The 20,990-nt window shown below is 39.3% G+C and carries 15 protein-coding genes; 4 read left to right on the forward strand and 11 right to left on the reverse strand.

Features of this window, described 5'->3' with window-relative positions; genetic code table 11:
- Positions 1–63: 63 nt before the first annotated feature.
- The 8 genes from PMEL_RS07140 to PMEL_RS07175 form a co-directional block, all read right to left on the reverse strand.
- Entirely contained in the window at positions 64–1,059 is a 996-nt protein-coding gene (locus PMEL_RS07140; RefSeq protein WP_120174692.1) for a hypothetical protein, read from the reverse strand.
- Positions 1,060–1,082: 23 nt separating this feature from the next.
- Complete coding sequence (locus PMEL_RS07145; protein ID WP_120174693.1) at positions 1,083–1,295, reverse strand: hypothetical protein; 213 nt, start codon at positions 1,293–1,295, stop codon at positions 1,083–1,085.
- Positions 1,296–1,352: 57 nt separating this feature from the next.
- A complete protein-coding gene (locus tag PMEL_RS07150; RefSeq protein WP_231999437.1) occupies positions 1,353–2,426 on the reverse strand; it encodes a hypothetical protein in 1,074 nt (357 codons plus the stop codon).
- Between the two features lie 398 nt (positions 2,427–2,824).
- A complete protein-coding gene (gene nadC / locus PMEL_RS07155; protein ID WP_120174694.1) occupies positions 2,825–3,691 on the reverse strand; it encodes a carboxylating nicotinate-nucleotide diphosphorylase in 867 nt (288 codons plus the stop codon).
- A gap of 15 nt (positions 3,692–3,706) precedes the next feature.
- Positions 3,707–4,699: a quinolinate synthase NadA gene (nadA, locus tag PMEL_RS07160; protein ID WP_120174695.1), complete on the reverse strand. Its 993-nt coding sequence runs from the start codon at positions 4,697–4,699 to the stop codon at positions 3,707–3,709.
- 71 nt (positions 4,700–4,770) lie between these two features.
- Positions 4,771–6,360: an L-aspartate oxidase gene (gene nadB, locus PMEL_RS07165; protein ID WP_120174696.1), complete on the reverse strand. Its 1,590-nt coding sequence runs from the start codon at positions 6,358–6,360 to the stop codon at positions 4,771–4,773.
- 452 nt (positions 6,361–6,812) lie between these two features.
- Positions 6,813–7,520 carry a response regulator transcription factor gene (locus tag PMEL_RS07170; RefSeq protein WP_013265491.1) on the reverse strand — a complete coding sequence of 236 codons (708 nt, stop codon included), beginning with the start codon at positions 7,518–7,520 and terminating at the stop codon, positions 6,813–6,815.
- A 40-nt stretch (positions 7,521–7,560) separates the two neighbouring features.
- Positions 7,561–9,117: a sensor histidine kinase gene (locus PMEL_RS07175; RefSeq protein ID WP_120175499.1), complete on the reverse strand. Its 1,557-nt coding sequence runs from the start codon at positions 9,115–9,117 to the stop codon at positions 7,561–7,563.
- A gap of 696 nt (positions 9,118–9,813) precedes the next feature.
- On the opposite strand from PMEL_RS07175, the gene PMEL_RS07180 reads away from it, so the two are divergent.
- A complete protein-coding gene (locus PMEL_RS07180; RefSeq protein WP_231999438.1) occupies positions 9,814–12,141 on the forward strand; it encodes an outer membrane beta-barrel family protein in 2,328 nt (775 codons plus the stop codon).
- A 229-nt stretch (positions 12,142–12,370) separates the two neighbouring features.
- On the opposite strand, the gene tilS is transcribed toward PMEL_RS07180, so the two are convergent.
- The 3 genes from tilS to PMEL_RS07195 all read right to left on the reverse strand — a co-directional run bounded on the left by tilS (position 12,371) and on the right by PMEL_RS07195 (position 15,756).
- Complete coding sequence (tilS, locus tag PMEL_RS07185; RefSeq protein ID WP_120174698.1) at positions 12,371–13,741, reverse strand: tRNA lysidine(34) synthetase TilS; 1,371 nt, start codon at positions 13,739–13,741, stop codon at positions 12,371–12,373.
- Positions 13,731–14,933: a class I SAM-dependent rRNA methyltransferase gene (locus tag PMEL_RS07190; RefSeq protein WP_120174699.1), complete on the reverse strand. Its 1,203-nt coding sequence runs from the start codon at positions 14,931–14,933 to the stop codon at positions 13,731–13,733. The genes tilS and PMEL_RS07190 overlap by 11 nt, the downstream gene beginning before the upstream one ends.
- 148 nt (positions 14,934–15,081) lie before the next feature.
- Positions 15,082–15,756, reverse strand: coding sequence for a 3'-5' exonuclease (locus PMEL_RS07195; protein ID WP_120174700.1), 675 nt, complete (start codon positions 15,754–15,756; stop codon positions 15,082–15,084).
- Positions 15,757–15,859: 103 nt separating this feature from the next.
- On the opposite strand from PMEL_RS07195, the gene PMEL_RS07200 reads away from it, so the two are divergent.
- Genes PMEL_RS07200 through PMEL_RS07210 form a run of 3 tightly spaced genes read left to right on the forward strand, consistent with a single transcriptional unit; the run spans position 15,860 to position 20,482 of the window.
- On the forward strand, positions 15,860–18,325 hold the full coding sequence (locus PMEL_RS07200; RefSeq protein ID WP_120174701.1) for an FtsK/SpoIIIE family DNA translocase: 2,466 nt from the start codon (positions 15,860–15,862) through the stop codon (positions 18,323–18,325).
- 42 nt (positions 18,326–18,367) lie between these two features.
- Complete coding sequence (locus PMEL_RS07205) at positions 18,368–18,982, forward strand: LolA-like putative outer membrane lipoprotein chaperone (protein ID WP_120174702.1); 615 nt, start codon at positions 18,368–18,370, stop codon at positions 18,980–18,982.
- Complete coding sequence (locus PMEL_RS07210) at positions 18,983–20,482, forward strand: DUF5687 family protein (RefSeq protein ID WP_120174703.1); 1,500 nt, start codon at positions 18,983–18,985, stop codon at positions 20,480–20,482.
- The last annotated feature ends 508 nt before the right edge of the window (positions 20,483–20,990 follow it).

A 20,990-nucleotide genomic window follows, 5' to 3' on the forward strand; every position in this document is an offset into this window, starting at 1 on the left:
TATAGATTCAAGTGAAAAGGGCATACGCAATGTATGCCCTTTTCTGTTAGTATAACTAAAAAACTATAATACCAGATTCCATTCAACATTCTCTGTCTTCATGTCACCCGTTTCTTCGTTAAATGTAAAACCTTGTGGTTTTTGTCCTTCTACTCTAATATCAACAACGGTCATAACGTTACGCTTTAATAGTAACTGCTTACTTTCTTCTTCAACCTTACCATCATCTTTAGTCCATGTAACCTTTATATTAGCCGTTGTTTGATAGCCTTCTTGGCAGGCCTTGGGAATATCATAAAAAGAGTAAGTCGTCCCATAATCATACGCATCACTATTCTTTGTTAAGGAGATACGCCACCCCAGATAGTTAACGACTAACTTCCCTTCCTCTGGTGGCGCCACCTTTAAGTGTAATCCAAACGCCGCCTTCCTCATATCAACGGTCAGTTCTTTTGTCGTCTTTGGACTAAAATCATTGACTGTACCATAGAGTTTTATAAGACGTGGATATTGCACAGTACGTTCATTAGCGACAGCTGTTTCACCTTTCGTTATGCCATTCAGGTTTTCATCTTTTGAGAACACAAAGGTGTTTGTTGCTTTCGTACCCTTGTTTGCTCCATGTAAGAAAGGGGCAAGATATTCGCCTTCCTTTGCAAAAAGTTCGTCATCACCTTCCTCTACTATTAAGCATTCTACTTTATAAAGATTCTCTACATTCATCTTTATTGCAATCTTCGAAAGACTGGTAAACAAACCATAAGCATACATAGAATAACTTGTATCATTAGGTTTCTTCTCGTAGACATTGACGGCATAAAACTTTTGTTTCTTTTCATCACGAACAGCTCTACTGAAAGGCTGGAGCTTCGCCTCCATTGTCTCTTCTACTGTTTCAATACGTAACTCCTTAGGACGTATACGCACAACTCTGGTCAACTTTTTCTTTACATTGTTTCCCTTTCTATCACCATCATTATTCTCTAATACTGGCTTTTCACAAGCTGCAAACAATAGTAAGCACAATAAAAGTCCAACCCATGTTACTTGTTTTTTCATATCGGTAATTGTTTAAGTTATAGTCATTCATTCCAATCAGTCTTAGTATCAGAAAGACTAAAAACAGAGAAAGAATCTTCTTTTGATAATTGCTGAATACCAGACTCAACCTGATTATTGATCAGTACTTCTTCACTCGTCAATGTATTTGTTCCTTCCCCAGGTGAGCCACCCAACAAATGACAAGAAGATAAAACGTGGTATTCTATTATTAAAGGTTTGATATATATATTCATGTTTACTTATTAAAAATCAAATAATTAGTAAGCTTAAGTATACAACTACAAGAAGACTTATCTATTAAGAAACTTCTTACCATTCACAATTATAATCCCCTTATAATCTTTGTCAACTTGTTGCCCAGCAAGATTATAAATAGGACCATCGAAAACAGTCTTCTCACTCACCATAGGCCCTTGTATTTCTAATGCGACATCAAAGCCAAGAAAACTCTTTGCATTTGTGGTCTTTGATGGTGTATACACAAGATAGGCTTTATGAGCATCTGTATTAAAAGCTTTTCCATTTGGCTCTTTCCAATAGAAGCCCACTCCATTACTACCTTTACCAAACACATAGTACACCTCACCGCCTGACGTTATTGTATTAATATCAGAGCCACGCAGCGCATTATTAGAATCAGTTTCACCTGTCTTACTTGTTTCTTCAAAGAAATACTTACCTTCCTTTGCCTCTAAAACAACGGCTGTACCCTTGGGGAGAACATCTCCTTCTTTATACTCCTTACTTTGAGAGAGAACATTACCTTTAATCTTATAAGTACGTGCAACGACACCCTTAGGAATAATAAAAGACTTGTTACCATAATAGAGTGTTGCCCTCTCTGCAGATGAAACAGCAATAGAAACGCCCTTGTCATATTTAACTTCTATTGATTTAATATATGCCGCTTGCGAAGCAGAAGAAGTAAAAATCACTTCATCAGATTCACCATTCCATTCTTGTTTATAAAAATATTTACTACCATCACGGAATTTGGCATATGGAAGTTGACCACTTTCTATATTATATACTTTTATTAGATATTTTATGTCAGAAACAACAAAAACAACTGATGTTATTAAACTGTTGTCACCTTTTATCGTTAGCAATCCACCGAAAATAAGTTGAAGAAAATTACTACCCTTGCTATCAATTAGTGAAGGCGTAAAAGGCTTTCCCGAACGATCAGTTATTTTCAAAGTAATACCATCCTTCTCCATAATGCTTTGGACTTCTTGAGAAGAACTTGAAAAATCAAATGTAACGGAATTCTGTGCCCATATTGTTACAGGCAGCAGTAGCATTAGAAATAATACTATTAACTTTTTGGTCATAGTTATTAAGTTGTATGTTTTATCAATCAAGTTTGTAGCCAATTAACATACACGCTACTAAGCGGAAAATAGGTGTTGTAGACTACTCTTTCACAATAAAATGTTTAGTTCTTATTGATGCAAAGATAAATAAAAATCAACAAAAAGTAAATAAATCAGAACCAAGAATATACAAATCAAGGATTAAACTCTTTAAAAATAAGTTTTACATCTATGGTTCTTTTCTATTCACCACACCCTCTTTACACTTAAAAAGAGCTCTGTGTAAAAACTCAAATTACCAGCGGTAAAACGGTAATAATCCTTATCTATCGAATTATTTTCACGAAAAGAAATATTTATTTACGTGAACAAAAATATTTCTTTTCATGAAGAAAAATATTTTTCTTCATGAAAAGAAATTAGAGAGATTAGTATTTTACTAAGAATCAGTCTTTTGCTACAACAGCCTTAAAGCTCATATCAAGTCCCTTAACACTATGGGTTAGTGCACCAAAAGAAATGAAATCCACGCCAGCTTGAGCGTAAGGAATCATCGTGTCAAAAGTAATTCCTCCACTTGACTCCGTCTCACAGCGTCCTGCTACAATTTCAACTGCTTTGCGAGTATCCTCTGGTGTGAAGTTATCAAACATAATACGATCGCAGCCTTCATTCAGAGCTTCTTCCAATTCAGTAAAGTTTCTTACCTCACATTCTATCTTGAGATTGTCCTTACCATGCTCCTTACAATACTGCTTTGCCATAGATATTGCATTATGTACACCACCGCAGAAGTCAACATGATTGTCTTTCAAGAGAATCATATCAAAGAGACCTATGCGATGATTCATACCACCACCAATCTTTACAGCCTCTTTTTCCAACATTCTCATTCCTGGTGTTGTCTTACGTGTGTCTAAAACGCGTGTCTTCGTACCAGCATCAATGAGTGCTTGCTGATACTTGTGGGTCATCGTTGCAATACCACTCATACGCTGCATGATATTGAGCATAAGGCGTTCTGTCTGCAAAAGGCTCTGCGTTCTACCTTTTACACTCATGACTATATCACCAGGCTTCACATGAGCACCATCTTCTATATAGACTTCTACCTGCAGTTCTGGGTCAAAAAGACGGAACACTCTTTTGGCAACATCTACTCCCGCCAAGACTCCCTCTTCCTTTATCAGTAATCTACTTTCACCCATAGCATCAGCAGGGATACAGCAAAGCGTTGTATGGTCACCATCACCTATATCCTCACTGAAAGCGAGTTCAATAAGTTTATCGTTTAATTCTTCTACTGATAACATAATTATTTGATTAAATTATAAACCTAAACTATTTGAAATATCTAACATTCTATGAATTGATTTGACTGCCTTCTTCGCCATCTCTGGCTCAACCTCGATAGCTGGCCATTCATACTTTAAGCAATTATACAGCTTTCGCAAAGTTATATACTTCATATACTCACACTCGTTACAAGGGCTATCACTATCATTAGGAGGGGCAGGAATAAAGGTCTTTTGTGGAGCCAATCTCTGCATTTCAACAAGAATACCGCTCTCCGTCACTACAATAAACTCTTGAGCATCATTCTCAACACTATACTTCAATAAGGCAGATGTACTTCCAACCTTATCAGCTAAGCAGAGTACAGTAGGTGGACACTCAGGATGAGCCAGTACTTTTGCAGCCGGATGTTCGCGTTTTAACTGCTGAATCTTCTCAACAGAGAATCTGTCATGCACTTCACATACACCATCCCAAAGCAACATCTCACGCCCTGTTTGCTCACTAATATAATGTCCTAAGTTCTTATCTGGACCAAAAATAATAGGAGTATCTTTTGGTAAAGACTCAACAATCTGTTTTGCGTTACTGCTCGTTACCACAACATCAGTTACCGCCTTGGTTGCTGCTGTTGTATTGACATAGCTTACCACAGTATGATTAGGGTGTGCTTTCACAAACTTCTCAAACTCATCAGCAGGACAACTCTCTGCTAATGAACAAGAGGCATTAAGGTCAGGAACGAGTATAGTCTTCTCAGGACATAAGATTTTATTCGTCTCACCCATGAAATGTACACCACACATAACAATGATATCGGCTTCTGTGGTTGCTGCCTTTTGTGCCAAAGCCAGACTATCACCTACAAAATCTGCCAACTCCTGAATTACGCCTTCTGTGTAATAATGTGCCATGATAAGCGCATTCTTTTCCTTACACATTCGACGAATTTCTGCTTTAACATCTGTTCCCTCAGGAATAGGTTCATCTATAAAACCCTGTTCCAGCCATTTTTTTTCAATCATTCTATTTTGTATTATAAGCTGAGAGTACAATGTTTATCGTGCCACTCTCAGTATCTATCTATACTCTTTTACTACTTCTTGTCGTATGCATGCTTCGGATAATCTACCGTGTAGTGCAATCCCCGACTTTCCTTACGCTCTATGGCTTGTCTTGTTATCAGATAACCGACATTTATCATATTACGAAGTTCGCATATATCCTTCGTTGCCGTAACACGCTTAAAGAGGCTTTCTGTTTCCTCATACAATAGGTCAAGCCTTGCCCAAGCACGTTTCAAACGTAAATCACTTCGCACAATACCAACATAATTGCTCATGATTTCACCTACTTCCTTAATACTCTGTGTGATTAAAACATGCTCTTCATTGGTCATTGTACCTTCATCGTTCCACTCTGGAATATTCGTATTAAAATCATAGGTGTCTATCATCCGTAGAGTATGTTCCGCTGCAGACTTAGCGTAGACGACCGCTTCTATCAGCGAATTGCTGGCAAGTCGGTTTCCTCCATGCAATCCCGTGCATGAGCATTCACCGACAGCATAAAGTCTATGAATAGAACTTTCTGCATTCAAATTGACCTTTATACCACCGCAGATATAGTGAGCACTTGGACAAACAGGAATATATTCTTTAGTTATATCAATCCCAACGCTCAAGCACTTCTCATAGATATGTGGGAAATGACGTTTTGTTTCTTCGGCATCCTTATGCGTTAAATCCAAGCATACATGGTCAAATCCGTGAATCTTCATCTCGTGATCAATAGCTCGAGCTACGATATCACGCGGAGCAAGAGAAAGACGCTTGTCATACTTCTGCATAAACTCCTGACCATCGGGAAGTCGCAACACTCCTCCGTAACCACGCATAGCCTCAGTAATCAGAAACGCTGGATGTGTCTCGGAAGGATTGTAAAGGACCGTAGGATGGAACTGTACAAACTCCATATCCTTTACTGTTCCCTTAGCACGATAAACCATTGCAATACCATCTCCAGTAGCTATCACAGGATTAGATGTCATTGCATAGACGGCTCCCACACCACCTGTAGCCATAAGTGTTACCTTACTTAAAAAGGTATCAACCTTTTGGGTTTCGGGATTGAGAATATACGCACCATAACATTCTATATCTGGGGTTCTTCGCGTCACCAACATTCCCAAGTGATGTTGTGTGATAATCTCAACAGCATAGTGATTTTCGAAGACAGTAATATTTGAGTTTGCCTTCACAGCCTCCATCAATCCACGCTGTATCTCAAATCCCGTGTCATCAGCATGATGAAGAATTCGGAAGTCACTATGCCCACCCTCACGATGTAGGTCGTATGTTCCATCTGTATTCTTATCAAAGTTAACACCCCACTTAACAAGTGCTTTGATAGCTTCAGGAGCATTACACACAACTTGTTTCACAGCCAAAGGGTCGGAAATATAATCACCAGCAATCATAGTATCGTTGATGTGTTTTTCAAAATTATCAATGGCAAGGTTCGTTACCGCAGCTATTCCTCCTTGCGCTTTAGCCGTATTGGCTTCACCCAAAGAAGTTTTGCAAACAAGGGCAACCTTTCCTTTACCACTATTTGCCACACTCAGTGCATAACTCATTCCTGCTATACCGCTGCCGATAACCAGAAAATCAAATTTGTGTATCATAAGATGATTTCGTCTGATATCAAAAAATTAATCGGTACAAAAGTAATAAAAAATACCATAACATTGGTAAGAAAGAGGATATATATTTATACGTGCATGAGAAAAGTTTTTCTACTCCTATCAAACACGAGTAACTTCCTTTCTGAATCAAGTATAAGTAAACAACATTCTGTCCCTTTTCAACCCTTGTGGTAATGCTTTTCATATACTGCACGAATACCACGCACATCTTGTGCGGAGGCTTAGCACCATTAGTGCGGAGTACTAACACATAATAAGGTTTCCTATAACTTGTGATATACTAATGAGATTTTCATCTTTATTTTATACTAAATCCTTATCCTTCTACTTCCATATTAAACAAGAAAAAACGCTATTCAATCCCCTTAAAAGAGGAAAGAATAGCGTTACTATTTAGTGGTTCTGTAATAAAAGATTACAGACTAAAGTTTTTACTGCTCGTCTGGAACAATGAGTTTATAACCCTTACCGTGGATATTAATAATCTCAATCTGTGGGTCTGGTTTCAAATGCTTACGCAACTTAGTGATATAAACGTCCATTGAACGTGCATTGAAATAGTTATCGTCAATCCAAATAGTCTTCAAAGCATAGTCACGCTGAAGAATCTCATTAGAGTGTGCACAAAGCAAAGCGAGCAACTCATTCTCCTTTGTTGTAAGCTTAGTAGCCTTCTCTGGGTTGTTATCCAGTGTGAGCAACTGCTTTTGTGTATCGAAAGTAAAGCGACCGATAGTGTACATTGTAGACTCCTTGGTCTTCTTTCCTCTTACACGACGGAGGATAGCCTCAATACGGAACACAAGTTCCTCCATAGAGAATGGCTTAGTAATATAATCATCAGCACCAATCTTGAAACCTTCCAAGATATCCTCTTTCAACTGCTTTGCAGTAAGGAAGATGATAGGAACTTCTGCATTAGCCTGACGGATCTCCTGTGCAAGTGTGAAACCATCTTTCTTTGGCATCATAACATCAAGCACACAGATATCATACTTGCTCTTCAAGAAGGCTCTGTATCCAACCTCACCATCAGGGCAGAGGTCAGCCTGAAAGCCTTTTGCCTGCAGATATTCACTCAACAGTGTTCCAAGATTCTCATCGTCTTCACACAACAGAATTTTCAATTTATCATCCATAACTTATACGTATTAAATTGTTTATACTCTTAATTATCTTTTATTCTTCATCCTCCTCATCACGAATAACGGGGAGTTTTATAACGAATTTTGTACCTTTACCATATTCACTCAGTACCTTGATTTCACCTTCATGAAGGTCAACCATCTTCTTAACGTATGCCAAACCTAATCCAAAGCCCTTGACATCATGAAGGTTACCAGTGTGAACGCGATAGAACTTATCAAATATCTTCTTTAAGTTCTCCTTCTTTATACCCTGACCTGTGTCACGTATTGAAAGATAGAGGTTCTCATTCGTATTCCATGTCTTCAAATAGACATCTAATGGTTGGTCTGCTTTCGCATATTTAACAGCGTTATCCAAGAGGTTGAATATGACATTCTGGAAATGCATTTCATCAACATACATGAGCGAATCAATCGCTTCAATCTCTGTATATACCTTACCGCCGGTATGCTCAACACGCAAACTAAAAGAGTGAGCGATTGTCTCTACCATCTCGTTCAGGTCGGTGTACTTCTTCTTTAATACAGCCTTCTTACGGTCGTACATACTCATTTGGAGTACCTTCTCAACAAGGAAGCGCAGACGTTTCGACTCATCGTTAACAACACCACCCAAGTGTTCAATCATCTTCGGACTCTTTGTCAGCGTCTTATCATTCATCATCTGAGCTGCCAGAGAAATACTTGCGATAGGCGTCTTGAGCTCGTGCGTCATGTTATTGATAAAGTCATTCTTTATTTCACTGTATCGTTTCTGTCGGAAGATAGTCACGATTGTGAAGATAAAGGTAACTAACAGCACGAAGGTGAAGATGATTGACGGAATCATAAACCGTACACTGGAGAAGATGTAGTTGTTCATCTGTGGGAAATGAACCTTGACAACACCCATTCTGTTTACAGGATCGTTGCGGAACAACACCTGAGAATAAGTATTCTCCTCACCATCACTTACATAATCAGGACATTTATAGACCTCTCGACCATCTTGTGTCGTCACCGTGAAATGATAAGGAATATTGATTCCATTGTTCATCATCTCCGCCTTTAAGTCCTGATCCAACAACTTAAAGTTGATTCTATTGCGTAAAGGTTTGTCTGAAGCGGAATAAAGGATATTATATATTACCTCTTCCAACATCGCCTTCTGATAGACGTAACGATTGAGAACAATCTCCTGCATATTGCGTTTTGTTGCAGACAGTGTACTACTATCATTGCGCAGAATCATAGCCTTCGGTATTAGAGATGGCTTTGCCTGAAGCAACTTTGCCTCGAATGAGGTATAACGTTCACCTTGATTATCTGTGACAGGAGCTTGATGTGCAGCTGTAGACGTATCTTTATCTGTACTCTGCTCATCATCTTGTGAGCGTTCCTTCTTGTTTACATCATCCTCCAAATAACGAAGAGTCTCATTTAACTCCATATTTCGAGAAGCCTGATAGAGGGCACGGTTGACAGATTCGTCAAACTGTTCCTTCTTCATCTCAGCCATCTCTTCAATATAGTTGAGCTGGAGCAGAAGCAAACCAAGGAACGAAAGTCCCATGATTATGGCTATTGTCCAAATTGTTTTCTTCTTCATTACTCTCTGTTTATATTCATACTGATTATAGAAAAACTCCACTCACAGCACCATATATTTATTTATCGAGTGCAAAGATAGGATTTCCTTAAACAATTAACATCTAAAAGTTAAGAAATAACACATAATTAATTTTCATTAACTAAATGCTGTGTTTCAGATTGATAATTATCAAGCATAATCTTCGATATACTGTTTTAACCACTCCAAAAAGATATACAAGGTAGCAAAAGGGCTAATGAAACATTTATTTTGTATCACAAAACAAAAGTAGGAACTTCTTTCTATAAATCAATAAAAAGCATTAGTTGAAAACAAAACGTTTTATTCTTTATACAAAAAATACCTAAGAAAAATATTATTTTATTATCTTTGTAAAATCATTAAACCTATTACCTATAAACAAAAATAAATTAATATACTATCCAGTTAACATCTCTCACATAAGTTAATCATTCATATAATACAATATTATTAATGAGAATAATATCCAAACTTCTCATATTTTACCGATGTATTGATGCCCAACACAAGTGGTGATGGTGGTAAACACCAATCGTGTTGAGTGCTTAGTATACTATAAAAATAGGTATAAATATAACAAACCTCATGACAATTCAAAGATTACAAACAAGACCTTTCACATCACATATCATCTTAATTATAACTCTATTGTTGCTGAACACATCTGATCTTATGGCTCAACAGACCATAACCTTTAGTATCCAACAACAAACAAAGGAACCTATTGATGCAGCAACAATTATCATTTCTGATCAGAAAACAGGAAAAGTAATTGCCAATGGACTAACTGGATCAGACGGCAAACTCAACTACACCCTTATGGATGGTAGTTATCAACTATACTGCGGAGCCATCGGATGCCGTGATACTACTATTCTTTTCTCCATTCCGAATAATAACTCCATTTACAACATCTATTTATATCCTGACGGCACAGAGCTGAAAGACGTTCTTGTCACTGCCCGCAAACAACGCTCACTCATCAAAATGGAAAGTGGGAAGATACGCATTTCTGTTGCAGAATCGTATCTTGCCAACCTTGGCAACTCTTTAGATGTTCTGCGCCACACCCCAAGTGTAAGGCTTGATAATAAAGGGAATCTATCGCTTTCTGCCCTTGGCAATGCCGCCGTTTACGTGAATGGAAAACGCATACGACTTCAAGGTGAAACGCTTACAGCCTATCTGCGCACTATTCCATCTTCTAACATTGCAAGCATAACTACTTCAACCAACCCTGATGCAAGTTATGATTCAGAAGGAGCAAGCGGTATTATTGACATAAAACTAAAAAACAACAATGAACGAGGACTTTACATTTCAACCTCTCATGGTATATCTTTTTGGAATCACATACGCCAAAGTTCTGATTTTAGTATGACTTATAACAAACAGACGTGGCAACTGGGCATCAACTATAGCCATAACATTGGACACTATGACATGGAATATGGTACTGACAGAATACAAGAAGGAGACCGAAACTTCTCAGAGACCAATGATACAGACAAGCGTAACACTTACGCAGGGGGACTGGCTTTTGTATTCCAACCTAACAAGAAACACAAACTTATGCTAAATGCATCAGTTGATGCCTTAACAGGTCCTGGAGTGACAGCAACAACTACTTGGATATATAAAGGTAGAGACACGCTTCATGAAATACTTAAAGCAAGGAATGATTATACCAAACAGGAAAACACAAAATATACGACAGGCATAGGCTATCAGTTCAATATTACAGAACAGCAGACCATCACTGCAAATGCAGATTGGATTCACGTTGATGTTGTGAGTAATAACAATCAGCCCAATGCGTTTTACTCTCCAAATGGAACATTACTAAGGGAAGACGACTATCCAGCTAAATCCAAGAAGAAAATAAACATCATCTCATCTGCTATCGACTATAAATTGAAGAATAGTCATGACGGAGAACTCCTAACAGGTATTAAAGCTGCTAAGGTGGAAAGTAACAATCGCTTTGGCTTCTATGCAAAAGGTGTGCTTGACAACACAAGGTCTAATAGATTTACCTACCAAGAGTCAAACCTTGAAGGCTATATACAATATGCCCAGAAATGGAAACATGTACAGGCAACTGCAGGTATGCGAATTGAATATATGCAGACTATCGGGACTTTAGAATCCTATTTGGACAGAAAACTGATTGAGGAGAATAAAAACAGTCACACAAGACTCTTTCCTAATCTTTCTATCAGTTATGATCTTAACAACAAAGCAAAGCTCACACTTGCCTACAGTAAACGGCAAGACAAAGCAAGATACGAAGACCTTAACCCCATTGAATATCTGTTAGATGAACTAACCTATTGGAAAGGGAATCCATTTATTCAGCCACAAATAAATCATAGGGTATCTTTTGATTACACAAAGAATAATCTTAGTGTAACGCTCTCTTACAATCAGCTAAACAACTATTTTACGCAGCTTACCGATTCATACAAGAAAGACTGCATAGTCATGACAACCAAGAATATTGGTAAACAGAAGCAACTGGCACTTGACCTTATCTATAACAAACGCCTCACCTCGTGGTGGGATGTCAGTGCAAACGTCGGTGCTTACTACTTTATCAACCATCTTGATTATGAATCTTATAGAGAGGATTATCGTCGACCCTCATGCAACCTTTCACTTTCAAACGACATACAGCTACCTGCAAAAGTTCGTATGGAGCTGTCTGCAAGATACGCAAGTAAACGACAAGGAAGAAGTTATGAGGTTCTCAAACCGAGTGGAGGTATAGATATTGGACTGAGTAAACGATTACTCCAAGACAAGCTCTCCCTATCTTTGATGATTACCGACCTACTCCACACTGAGCGTTGGGATAGCTATGGACGTAAGAGAGCATTAGATTTAGACATTTGGGGGCACAGTGAAAGCCGCCAAGTTATCTTCCGTGTACATTACAATTTCGGAAGTAGAAAGTTTGAAACAAATAAGAACAAAGTAAAAGAGGCAGAACGTCTGTAGCTATCTGCTACCTTTTTGATTAAAACGGTCAACCTTTTTTGTTAAAAGCTTAAGAGCTTTTTGGATAAAAGGTCAACCCTTCCGGCGAAAACGGTCAACCTTTTTTGCAAAAAACGTCAACCCTTTCTGTGGAAACAGAAATGGTCGATTGTTTTGATTATGATTATTAAGACCATTCCTTCACTACACAAGTAGATAAAGATTAGAATAAACAGAAAGCTCTTCTACATTACAAGATCTCAATCTGTAGGCAAGAACTGCTCTGTGAGGTCAACTTAAAATGATCATTGATACGAAGACCGAGGACCCAAAGGATAGTACCAGTAGCATCAAGGAGAACCAACTGGTTACGCTTCTCAAAGCGATTACGTTTGAGATTGGTGAGAAAATCACTCACCAGTTGAGTACCACGCATTCCAAGTGGAGTAAAACGGTCACCTTCTGCAACACGCCTTAAGGTCAAAGGAAAACGAATTGAAGCTGCATCAAGGTCAACTACAGTGGGATTCTTTGAGAAAGAAACGTTTGACGAGGGTGTCAATGCACGTTCCGTTAGCCGAAGAGACAATTGCTCATCGTAGACATAACGCCCAGTTTCAGGGATAATAAGCGTACGTGGTTCTGCTTCCTCACGAGGCAAAACCATAAATATTTCACGGTCATGTGTAAGTTCATGCGATGAAGAATACCACAACTGCCCCGTCTGCCCATCAAGATGAGAAACCATCTCTGTAATCTGAGATGATGAGAAACCGAGCGGTTTCAGTATATAAAAGAGGAGATAAGAGGGGGAAGGGAACGCACGAACAACAGACAAGTCGAGCAAGAAAGGCTCATTACTTAAACTGTTTGAACTAACTTGAGTCACAGGATTGATAAAGCTAACAGCCTTTCCCAAAGCTGTTTTAAGTGACTCCTGCACAATAGCATCTACCTCAGAGAGATGATTGGCAGTAGTAAGGATAGCATCCGTAACCGACGGATTAATCTCAGATAACTGTGGAAGAACATTCAACCGAATCTTATTCCGCACTACATCATCTACAAGATTAGTGCTATCAATAACAAAAGAAACAGCATACTTTTGGAGATAATCTTCAATTTCTTGGCGTGTCACACATAGCAAAGGGCGAATAACATCATTATTACGAGGACGAATACCCATCAAACCACTAAGACCTGTTCCACGAACAAGGTTAATGAGAATCGTTTCGACAGAGTCTTCTTTATGATGCCCCACGCAAATACCATCAGCACCCAACGCTTCTTTCAACTGAAAGAAATAATGATAACGCAATTCACGCGCTGCCATTTCAATGCTTACCTTATGCAAATCGGCATAAGCCTGTGTATCAAAATGGGCTTTATGAAGTGGGATATTCTCACGTTGACAAAGGTCCTCACAAAACTGTTCATCCCTCAAACTCTCCTCTCCACGTAGATGGAAATTACAATGAACAGCCTCAATACAATAGCCCAACTCCTTGAGACATAGCAAAAGAGCAACACTATCGGCACCACCAGAAAGCGCTACTAAATAAAGAGCATCTACCCGTAGCAGATGCTCAGAAGCTATGAATCGTTTGATTTTATTCAACATAAAGGACCAGTCCCTTCAAGTATTCACCTTCTGGATGATAAATATTAATTGGGTGATCAGCAGGCTGATGAATCTGATGTAGGATGCGCACCTTACGTCCAGCTTGTGCAGCAGCAGTAAAGACAGCCTGTCGGAAGTTGTCCTTGGTGACTACCTGCGAACAACTGAAGGTAAACAAAATTCCTCCAGGCTTAATCTTTTCAAAGCCTTTGACATTCAATCGTGTATAACCACGCAATCCATTCTTCAATGCACTACGATGCTTTGCAAAGGCAGGTGGGTCAAGAATGATAAGATCATACTTACCATCGTTATCATCAAGATACTTGAAAGCATCCTCACAGATCGCCTCATGACGTGAATCATTAGGGAAGTTGAGTTCTACATTCTTATTCGTCAGTTCGATAGCCTTAGCCGAACTATCCACAGAATGCACCACTTCTGCCCCGCCACGCATAGCATAAACAGAGAAGCCACCCGTGTAACAGAACATATTCAATACACTTCTCCCCTTTGCATAATACTCCAAAAGAGAGCGGTTCTCACGCTGATCAATGAAGAAACCCGTCTTCTGACCTTTCAACCAGTCAATATGGAACTTTAAGCCATTCTCAATTGCAATATTATTGTCGGTATCTCCATAGATAAAACCATTCTCCTGCCCAAGGTCCGCCTTAAAAGGAAGCGTTGTCTCACTCTTATAATAGATACTATCCAACTTATCTCCCATCACCTTAACAAGGGCTTTCGCAATTACCTCACGGCATACGTGCATACCTACAGAATGGGCTTGCATAACGGCAGTCTTGCCATAAACGTCAATAATCAATCCCGGAAGGTTGTCACCCTCACCATGAACGAGGCGATAAGTAGTATTTGGAAATACACCTGTTGATGCTCCCTCTTCACGAATAATACCAACAGACTGGCGTGCATGAAGGGCAGCACTTAAACGGCTTTCCCAAAACATATCATCTATCTTTACGTCGTGAAATGAGAGAACACGGATAGCAATAGAACCTATCTGGAAGTGTCCGACAGCAATAAACTTCTTGTCATGCGTCATAACACGCACTATATCGCCTTCCTCAAGTCCTTCTTCTATCTTGTTGATAGCACCTGAGAAGATCCATGGATGGAAGCGAAGAAGACTCTCTTCTTTGCCCCTTTTCAAATATACTTGCTTATACATAAAGTTCCTATTTAACGTTTATCGTTTTCCTCTACTTGATGAATCCCGAATTATTTACATGAAAATAATTATTTATTTACGTGAAAGAAAATATTTTTTTTCATGAAAATAAATATTTTTCTTCACGATAATAATTTACATTGAGTCATCACTCTGTTGTCACTTCTGGCTCATTTCCAACTTCTTCAGGCACTGGTTTCACCTTTGGAGGGACTACAACGAGTTCGTAATTACCACTATGTTTCAATTCATGCAGACGCTCATAGAGTTTGATACACGTCCAAGCATCCGTAGAAGCATAGATTTTCTGCTTATCACTTAATATCTCATTCTCCCAGTTTGACAACTGTTCACGTTTTGTGATACGCTCATGAAAAACATTGGCATAAAGCTTTTGAAGGCTCATATCCTCAATACCCAACGACTTAACATAGTCCTGAAGGTCGATGAAATACCCCGGCTTAAAGTCTAAACGCTGATGCAACATCAACATATCATCGGTCAGTGATAGTCCCACTTTTGGCACTGTGGTATCTTCAAGAAAACGTTTAATACAATCTGGTACACCTATGAGATTCAAACGAAAGAGGAAACACACTTCATGGTCACAAGCCTGCAAGAGTGCAACCTTGCGACGTTGCCCTTTCTTAAACACAGGGCGTGTTTCCGTATCAATACCGATAATGTCCTTAGAAAGCAAATAATTCACCGCTTTCTCAGCCTCAGCTTCGTTCAAGACAACGACTATCTTCCCTGGGAAAGTAACCCTTGGCAACTGTGATATTTTACTCTTATCAAATCTATTGTATAATACTGTACTCATTTCAGATTGCATACTAACTTGCAAAATTAAAAAAAAAGTTTGAAAAACGGCACTTATGTGGCACTAATTTATTACTTTTGCAAGTATAAAAGAATAACGATAAATGGCAAAGAAGAAAACTGAACATAAAAGCAAGACTTTCACCGAGGCACTCGGACTAAATAACATTATTAACGACAAGACTGGCTTTGTTGTCGGACTCATCCTTTTATGCGTTTCCATCTATATCTGTGTTGCTTTTTTTAGCTATTTCAGTACAGGTGCAGCTGACCAAAGTTTAGTTACCGACCTACGTCCAGGAGAGGTGGAGAACGCAAATAGAATTTTCCAAAATGCGTGCGGTTCACTCGGTGCTATCATTTCATACGGTCTTATTTCCCGTTGCTTTGGTATTCCAGCCTTTATCATTCCAGCCTTCATTGCGCTTTGTGGTGTCCGTATGATGGGAGCCTATAAGAAGCTGAACCTTTTGAAGTGGTTCATGGGAATGGCTTTGGTAATGATATGGCTTTCTGTTACTTTTGCCAAAGCACTCACCCCACTGATGGGTGATCAAGTGTATAATCCAGGAGGAGATCACGGTGCTTTCTGTGTACAATACATGGAAAACCTTGTTGGTACACCAGGACTGATAGCTATATTGGTGATTGTCATGTTGGCTTATCTTACCTATATCACTTCAGAAACAATTACTGTTGTGCGCAAGATGATTAATCCTTTTGGTTACATTCGTGACAAGGTAAAGTTTACGGTGGTACATGACAGCAAAGGGGACAACACAGAAAACCTCTACGATGACGAGGTTATCATTGAGGATGAACCAGTTGAACCAATAGAATATGTTGACCCTACCCTTGCCGAGCCTATCGACTTGCCAACGGAACCGACAATCGTTCCTCAAGAGCCAGACACGCTCTATTCACCTAACGGCAATCAAGCAGCTGGAAAAACAGCAGAGAAAGAGGCTCCAGGCTTTGAGGTTGAGGAGAAGAAAGCTGAAGAGAAAGCTAATAGCAAGACGCTTGCAAACAACAACCTCCCACTGACTCCGATTAATCCTCGTGAACCTTTCACAAAGTGGAAGTTCCCATCACTCGATCTATTAAAGGAATATTCCTCTGACTCTAAGACTAACTATGTTAGCCAAGAGGAGTTAGAAGCAAACAAGGATCGTATCATCAAGGTATTGAACGACTTTGGTGTACAGATTCGTAGTATTCGTGCAACAGTCGGTCCAACAATTACTCTTTACGAGATTACCCCTGCACAGGGTGTCAGAATCTCTAAGATTAAAAACCTTGAAGATGATATTGCGCTGAGTTTGGCGGCTATTGGTATCCGTATAATTGCTCCTATGCCAGGCAAGGGTACGATTGGTATTGAGGTTCCAAATGCTAAGCCAAACATTGTATCAATGTTCTCTATTCTGAACTCACGCAAGTTCCAAGACTCTACAATGGAGTTACCAATCGCATTGGGTAAGACTATCACCAATGAGGTATACATGGTCGACCTTGCTAAGATTCCTCACCTACTCGTTGCGGGTGCTACCGGACAGGGTAAGTCAGTCGGTTTAAATGCTATTATCACCTCCCTTCTTTATAAAAAACATCCTAACGAACTAAAGATTGTACTGGTTGACCCAAAGAAGGTAGAGTTCAGTGTTTACTCTCCTATAGCCAAACCTTTCATGGCAGCTGTTGAGGAGAATGAAGAGGAACCAATCATCACAGACGTTCAAAAGGTTGTAAAGACACTGAAAGGTCTTTGTGTATTGATGGATGAACGTTATGACTTACTGAAAGCGGCTCGTGTTAGAAACATAAAGGAATATAACCAGAAGTATCTCAGACACGAACTGAGCCCAGAAGAAGGACATGAATACATGCCATACATCGTGGTTATCATTGACGAGTTCGGTGACTTGATTCTTACTGCAGGTAAGGAAGTGGAGATGCCTATCACACGTATTGCACAGTTGGCACGTGCAATTGGTATTCACATGATTATTGCAACCCAGCGACCAACGACAACGATTATCACGGGTAACATCAAAGCAAACTTCCCTGGACGTATTGCTTTCCGTGTAGGAGCAATGATGGACTCACGTATCATTCTTGATCGACCAGGTGCACAACAGCTTGTTGGACGTGGTGATATGCTTTATCTCAATGGTGCTGACCCTGTCCGTGTACAATGTGCCTTTGTTGATACACCAGAAGTAGAGAACATTACAAAGTTCATTGCTAACCAGTTAGGCCCTGTCCGTCCATTGGAAATCCCAGAACCATTGACGGATGAAGAAGTTGGTGGAGGTGGTTCATTAGATGCACAGACACTTGACCCATTATTTGAGGAGGCAGCACGTGCTATTGTTGTTACTCAGCAAGGCTCAACAAGTATGATTCAGCGTCGTTTGTCTATCGGCTACAACCGTGCTGGTCGTCTGATGGATCAAATGGAGAAAGCTGGTATCGTAGGTGCTGCTAAGGGTTCAAAGCCACGTGAAGTTCTGATAAGTGACGAGGTAAGTCTTGACAACCTACTTACAATTCTGCGTGGACAATAAATCCTATACATAAAACTATTATAATCATTAAACGATAAAACAATGAAACAGATTAAATATTTATTATTGCTTGTTGCCATGGTTATGGCAAATAGTGTGTTTGCACAGAACGCGAATCAGGCTAAGGCTTGTATGGACAAAGCTGCTGCCAACATTTCGAACTTGGGTGGCTTTACGGCTCGTTTCGAACTTTCCAGACCCGGTGCCGTAGGTAGAACAGCGGGTAATATTTCCGTGAAAGGTGTTAAGTTTGTTGCCACAACACCGCAGACAACCGTATGGTTTAATGGTACTACACAATGGTCATACATGAAGTCTACTGACGAGGTGAACGTTTCTACACCTACTGAAGCACAGCGCCTTTCAATGAATCCTTATGCATTGATGACATTGTATCGTCAGGGCTATAATCTCTCGATGACGAACGAAGGTGGTTCTTACGTGGTACACATGAAAGCTACCAACCCAAAACGTAATATTCCAGAGGCATACGTAACGGTTAATAAAGCCTATCAGCTACAAAAAATCAAGATTAAGCAGGCTAATAAGTGGACTACTATCACCGTCTCTGGTATTCAGCGCAAGAATCTCTCAGACGATATCTTTACTTTCAATAAGAAAAACTATCCATCCGCTGAGGTGATAGACTTGAGATAAATGACTTACTGGGAAGCTATACAAACATTGCATAAGCACTTCTACCTATCAGGTAGGAGAAATAAAATATGGCAAGCCAACAACGTAGCAAAGTATTTTTACTACGTGTTGGCTGTCTTTCTTTATGCCTATTTTGCTTGGATAGGATATAGATTAGCAGACATTGCCATCTTGGATAATCTTGGAACTTATAGCTTCATCTATGCCCTACTGCCTGTATTTCTGTTTATTGATTATCTTTTCAGATATACAACAGACCATCGGCTGTTGATGCATATCCGCCCTTACCTGCTCCTACCACTTCCCAAACACAGCTACACAGACTATCTAATTCTCCGCCAGTTGATAGTTTTCAAGAACGCTAACCTCCTCTTTATCTGTATTCCCTTTGGTATCAAAACCGTTATCCCAGAGTTGGGTGCAACGGCTATGATTGGCTACACAGCAGGCCTCTACCTTCTTCTACTTATTAACGGACAGTTCTTCCAGTTTACACAAGTACTGACAGCACGTGGACTGTGGTACTGGATCATACCGATTTTTACGTATTTATTCATCGGATTAATAGCAATTTTCTTCCCATCCCCACAAGGTTACCTCCATCGTTGGGGAGAGATAGGTAATGCAATGATAAGAGGAGAGCTATGGATATATGCTGTAATGGTATTGCTACTGATAGGAATGGTATTGCTAAACCGCAATGTACTTGAACATCGCATTCGCCAAGAGCAATACACGGCAGCACCTCCTAAAAGTGAAAAGAATAGTATTAGTCTTACTATCTTCGACCGATTCAATCAAATCGGAGAGTTTCTTAAACTTGAAATATGGAGTATTCTCCGCAATAAAAAGATGCGCCTCAGTTTCATTTTCAACACTTTGGCTATCTTTCTCTTTAGCTTAATCACTGCTATTGATCCAGAGAGTGACATGGTTAAGAGTAATGGCTTCCTCTACTATAGCTTCATCACCTATGGGCTTAGTTCACTCTTAAGAATCATGTGCTATGAGGGCAATTACTACGAGTGCTTATTAATGCACCGCAATAGCATCCAAAATCTTCTGTTGGCTAAATATTACCTCTATACCACCTTACTATTAATTCCACTCCTCGCCTTTCTTCCTATCGCACTTATTGGGAAGATAAGTTTTTGGACAATACTATCTTATGCCCTCTTTGCGGCTGGTGTTGCCTATCGTATTCTATTTCAAATGGCAATATATAATAAGGTAACATTCTCTATGCAAGCTACCCACACAGGTAAGAATGCAAATACTAACTATATACAACTCATCACAACAATCATTACCATCATCAGCCCACTCCCCATCACTGCACTGGGTACATGGTGGCTCAACCAACCTACCCTCACCAATACGCTCCTTTCCCTCCTCGGTATCATCTTCATAACCACTCACCGCCGTTGGATTACTGGAATAAGTGTGAAGATGAAAGACAACCAATACGACCAACTTGAAGGATTTCAGAGGAGTAGATAAAGAAAATATCATTCTGTCAAGCATAAACCAGAGATATCTATTCGCTCGATTTGTTTGATTAAACTATATCACTACATTTGAGAATATTTATAGTCCTTCCGTTAAACACATAGATTAAAAATAGAATAAAAACTTGTACACTTGATTAGTATGATTATATCAAATTAGATGGTCTTATCAAGGGGTTAGCCCGCAAGATAAGATGCAAATAGATACTATGTCGATTCGTATTCTACAAATAACTTATCCCCATGTCATTGGCGCCTGTAAACTATTTTGATTTAATTCGCAACCAATGTATGCTCATTGAGGTTCTAAAAAACGCCTAATTGACTTGCAAAAGATGCCCTTTTGGCGTGTTATTAACGCCCTTTAGAAGTCAAATTAGGCACCTTTTACTTTACCACAATATAACTAACTGATTTCCTTTTAGTTGCAAACCTACTTTTTATATATATTTTTATCCTTTATCATAGAGTTTTTATCTGAAATTATGTAATTCTTTTTC

Source organism: Prevotella melaninogenica (assembly GCF_003609775.1).
Taxonomy (GTDB): domain Bacteria; phylum Bacteroidota; class Bacteroidia; order Bacteroidales; family Bacteroidaceae; genus Prevotella; species Prevotella melaninogenica_A.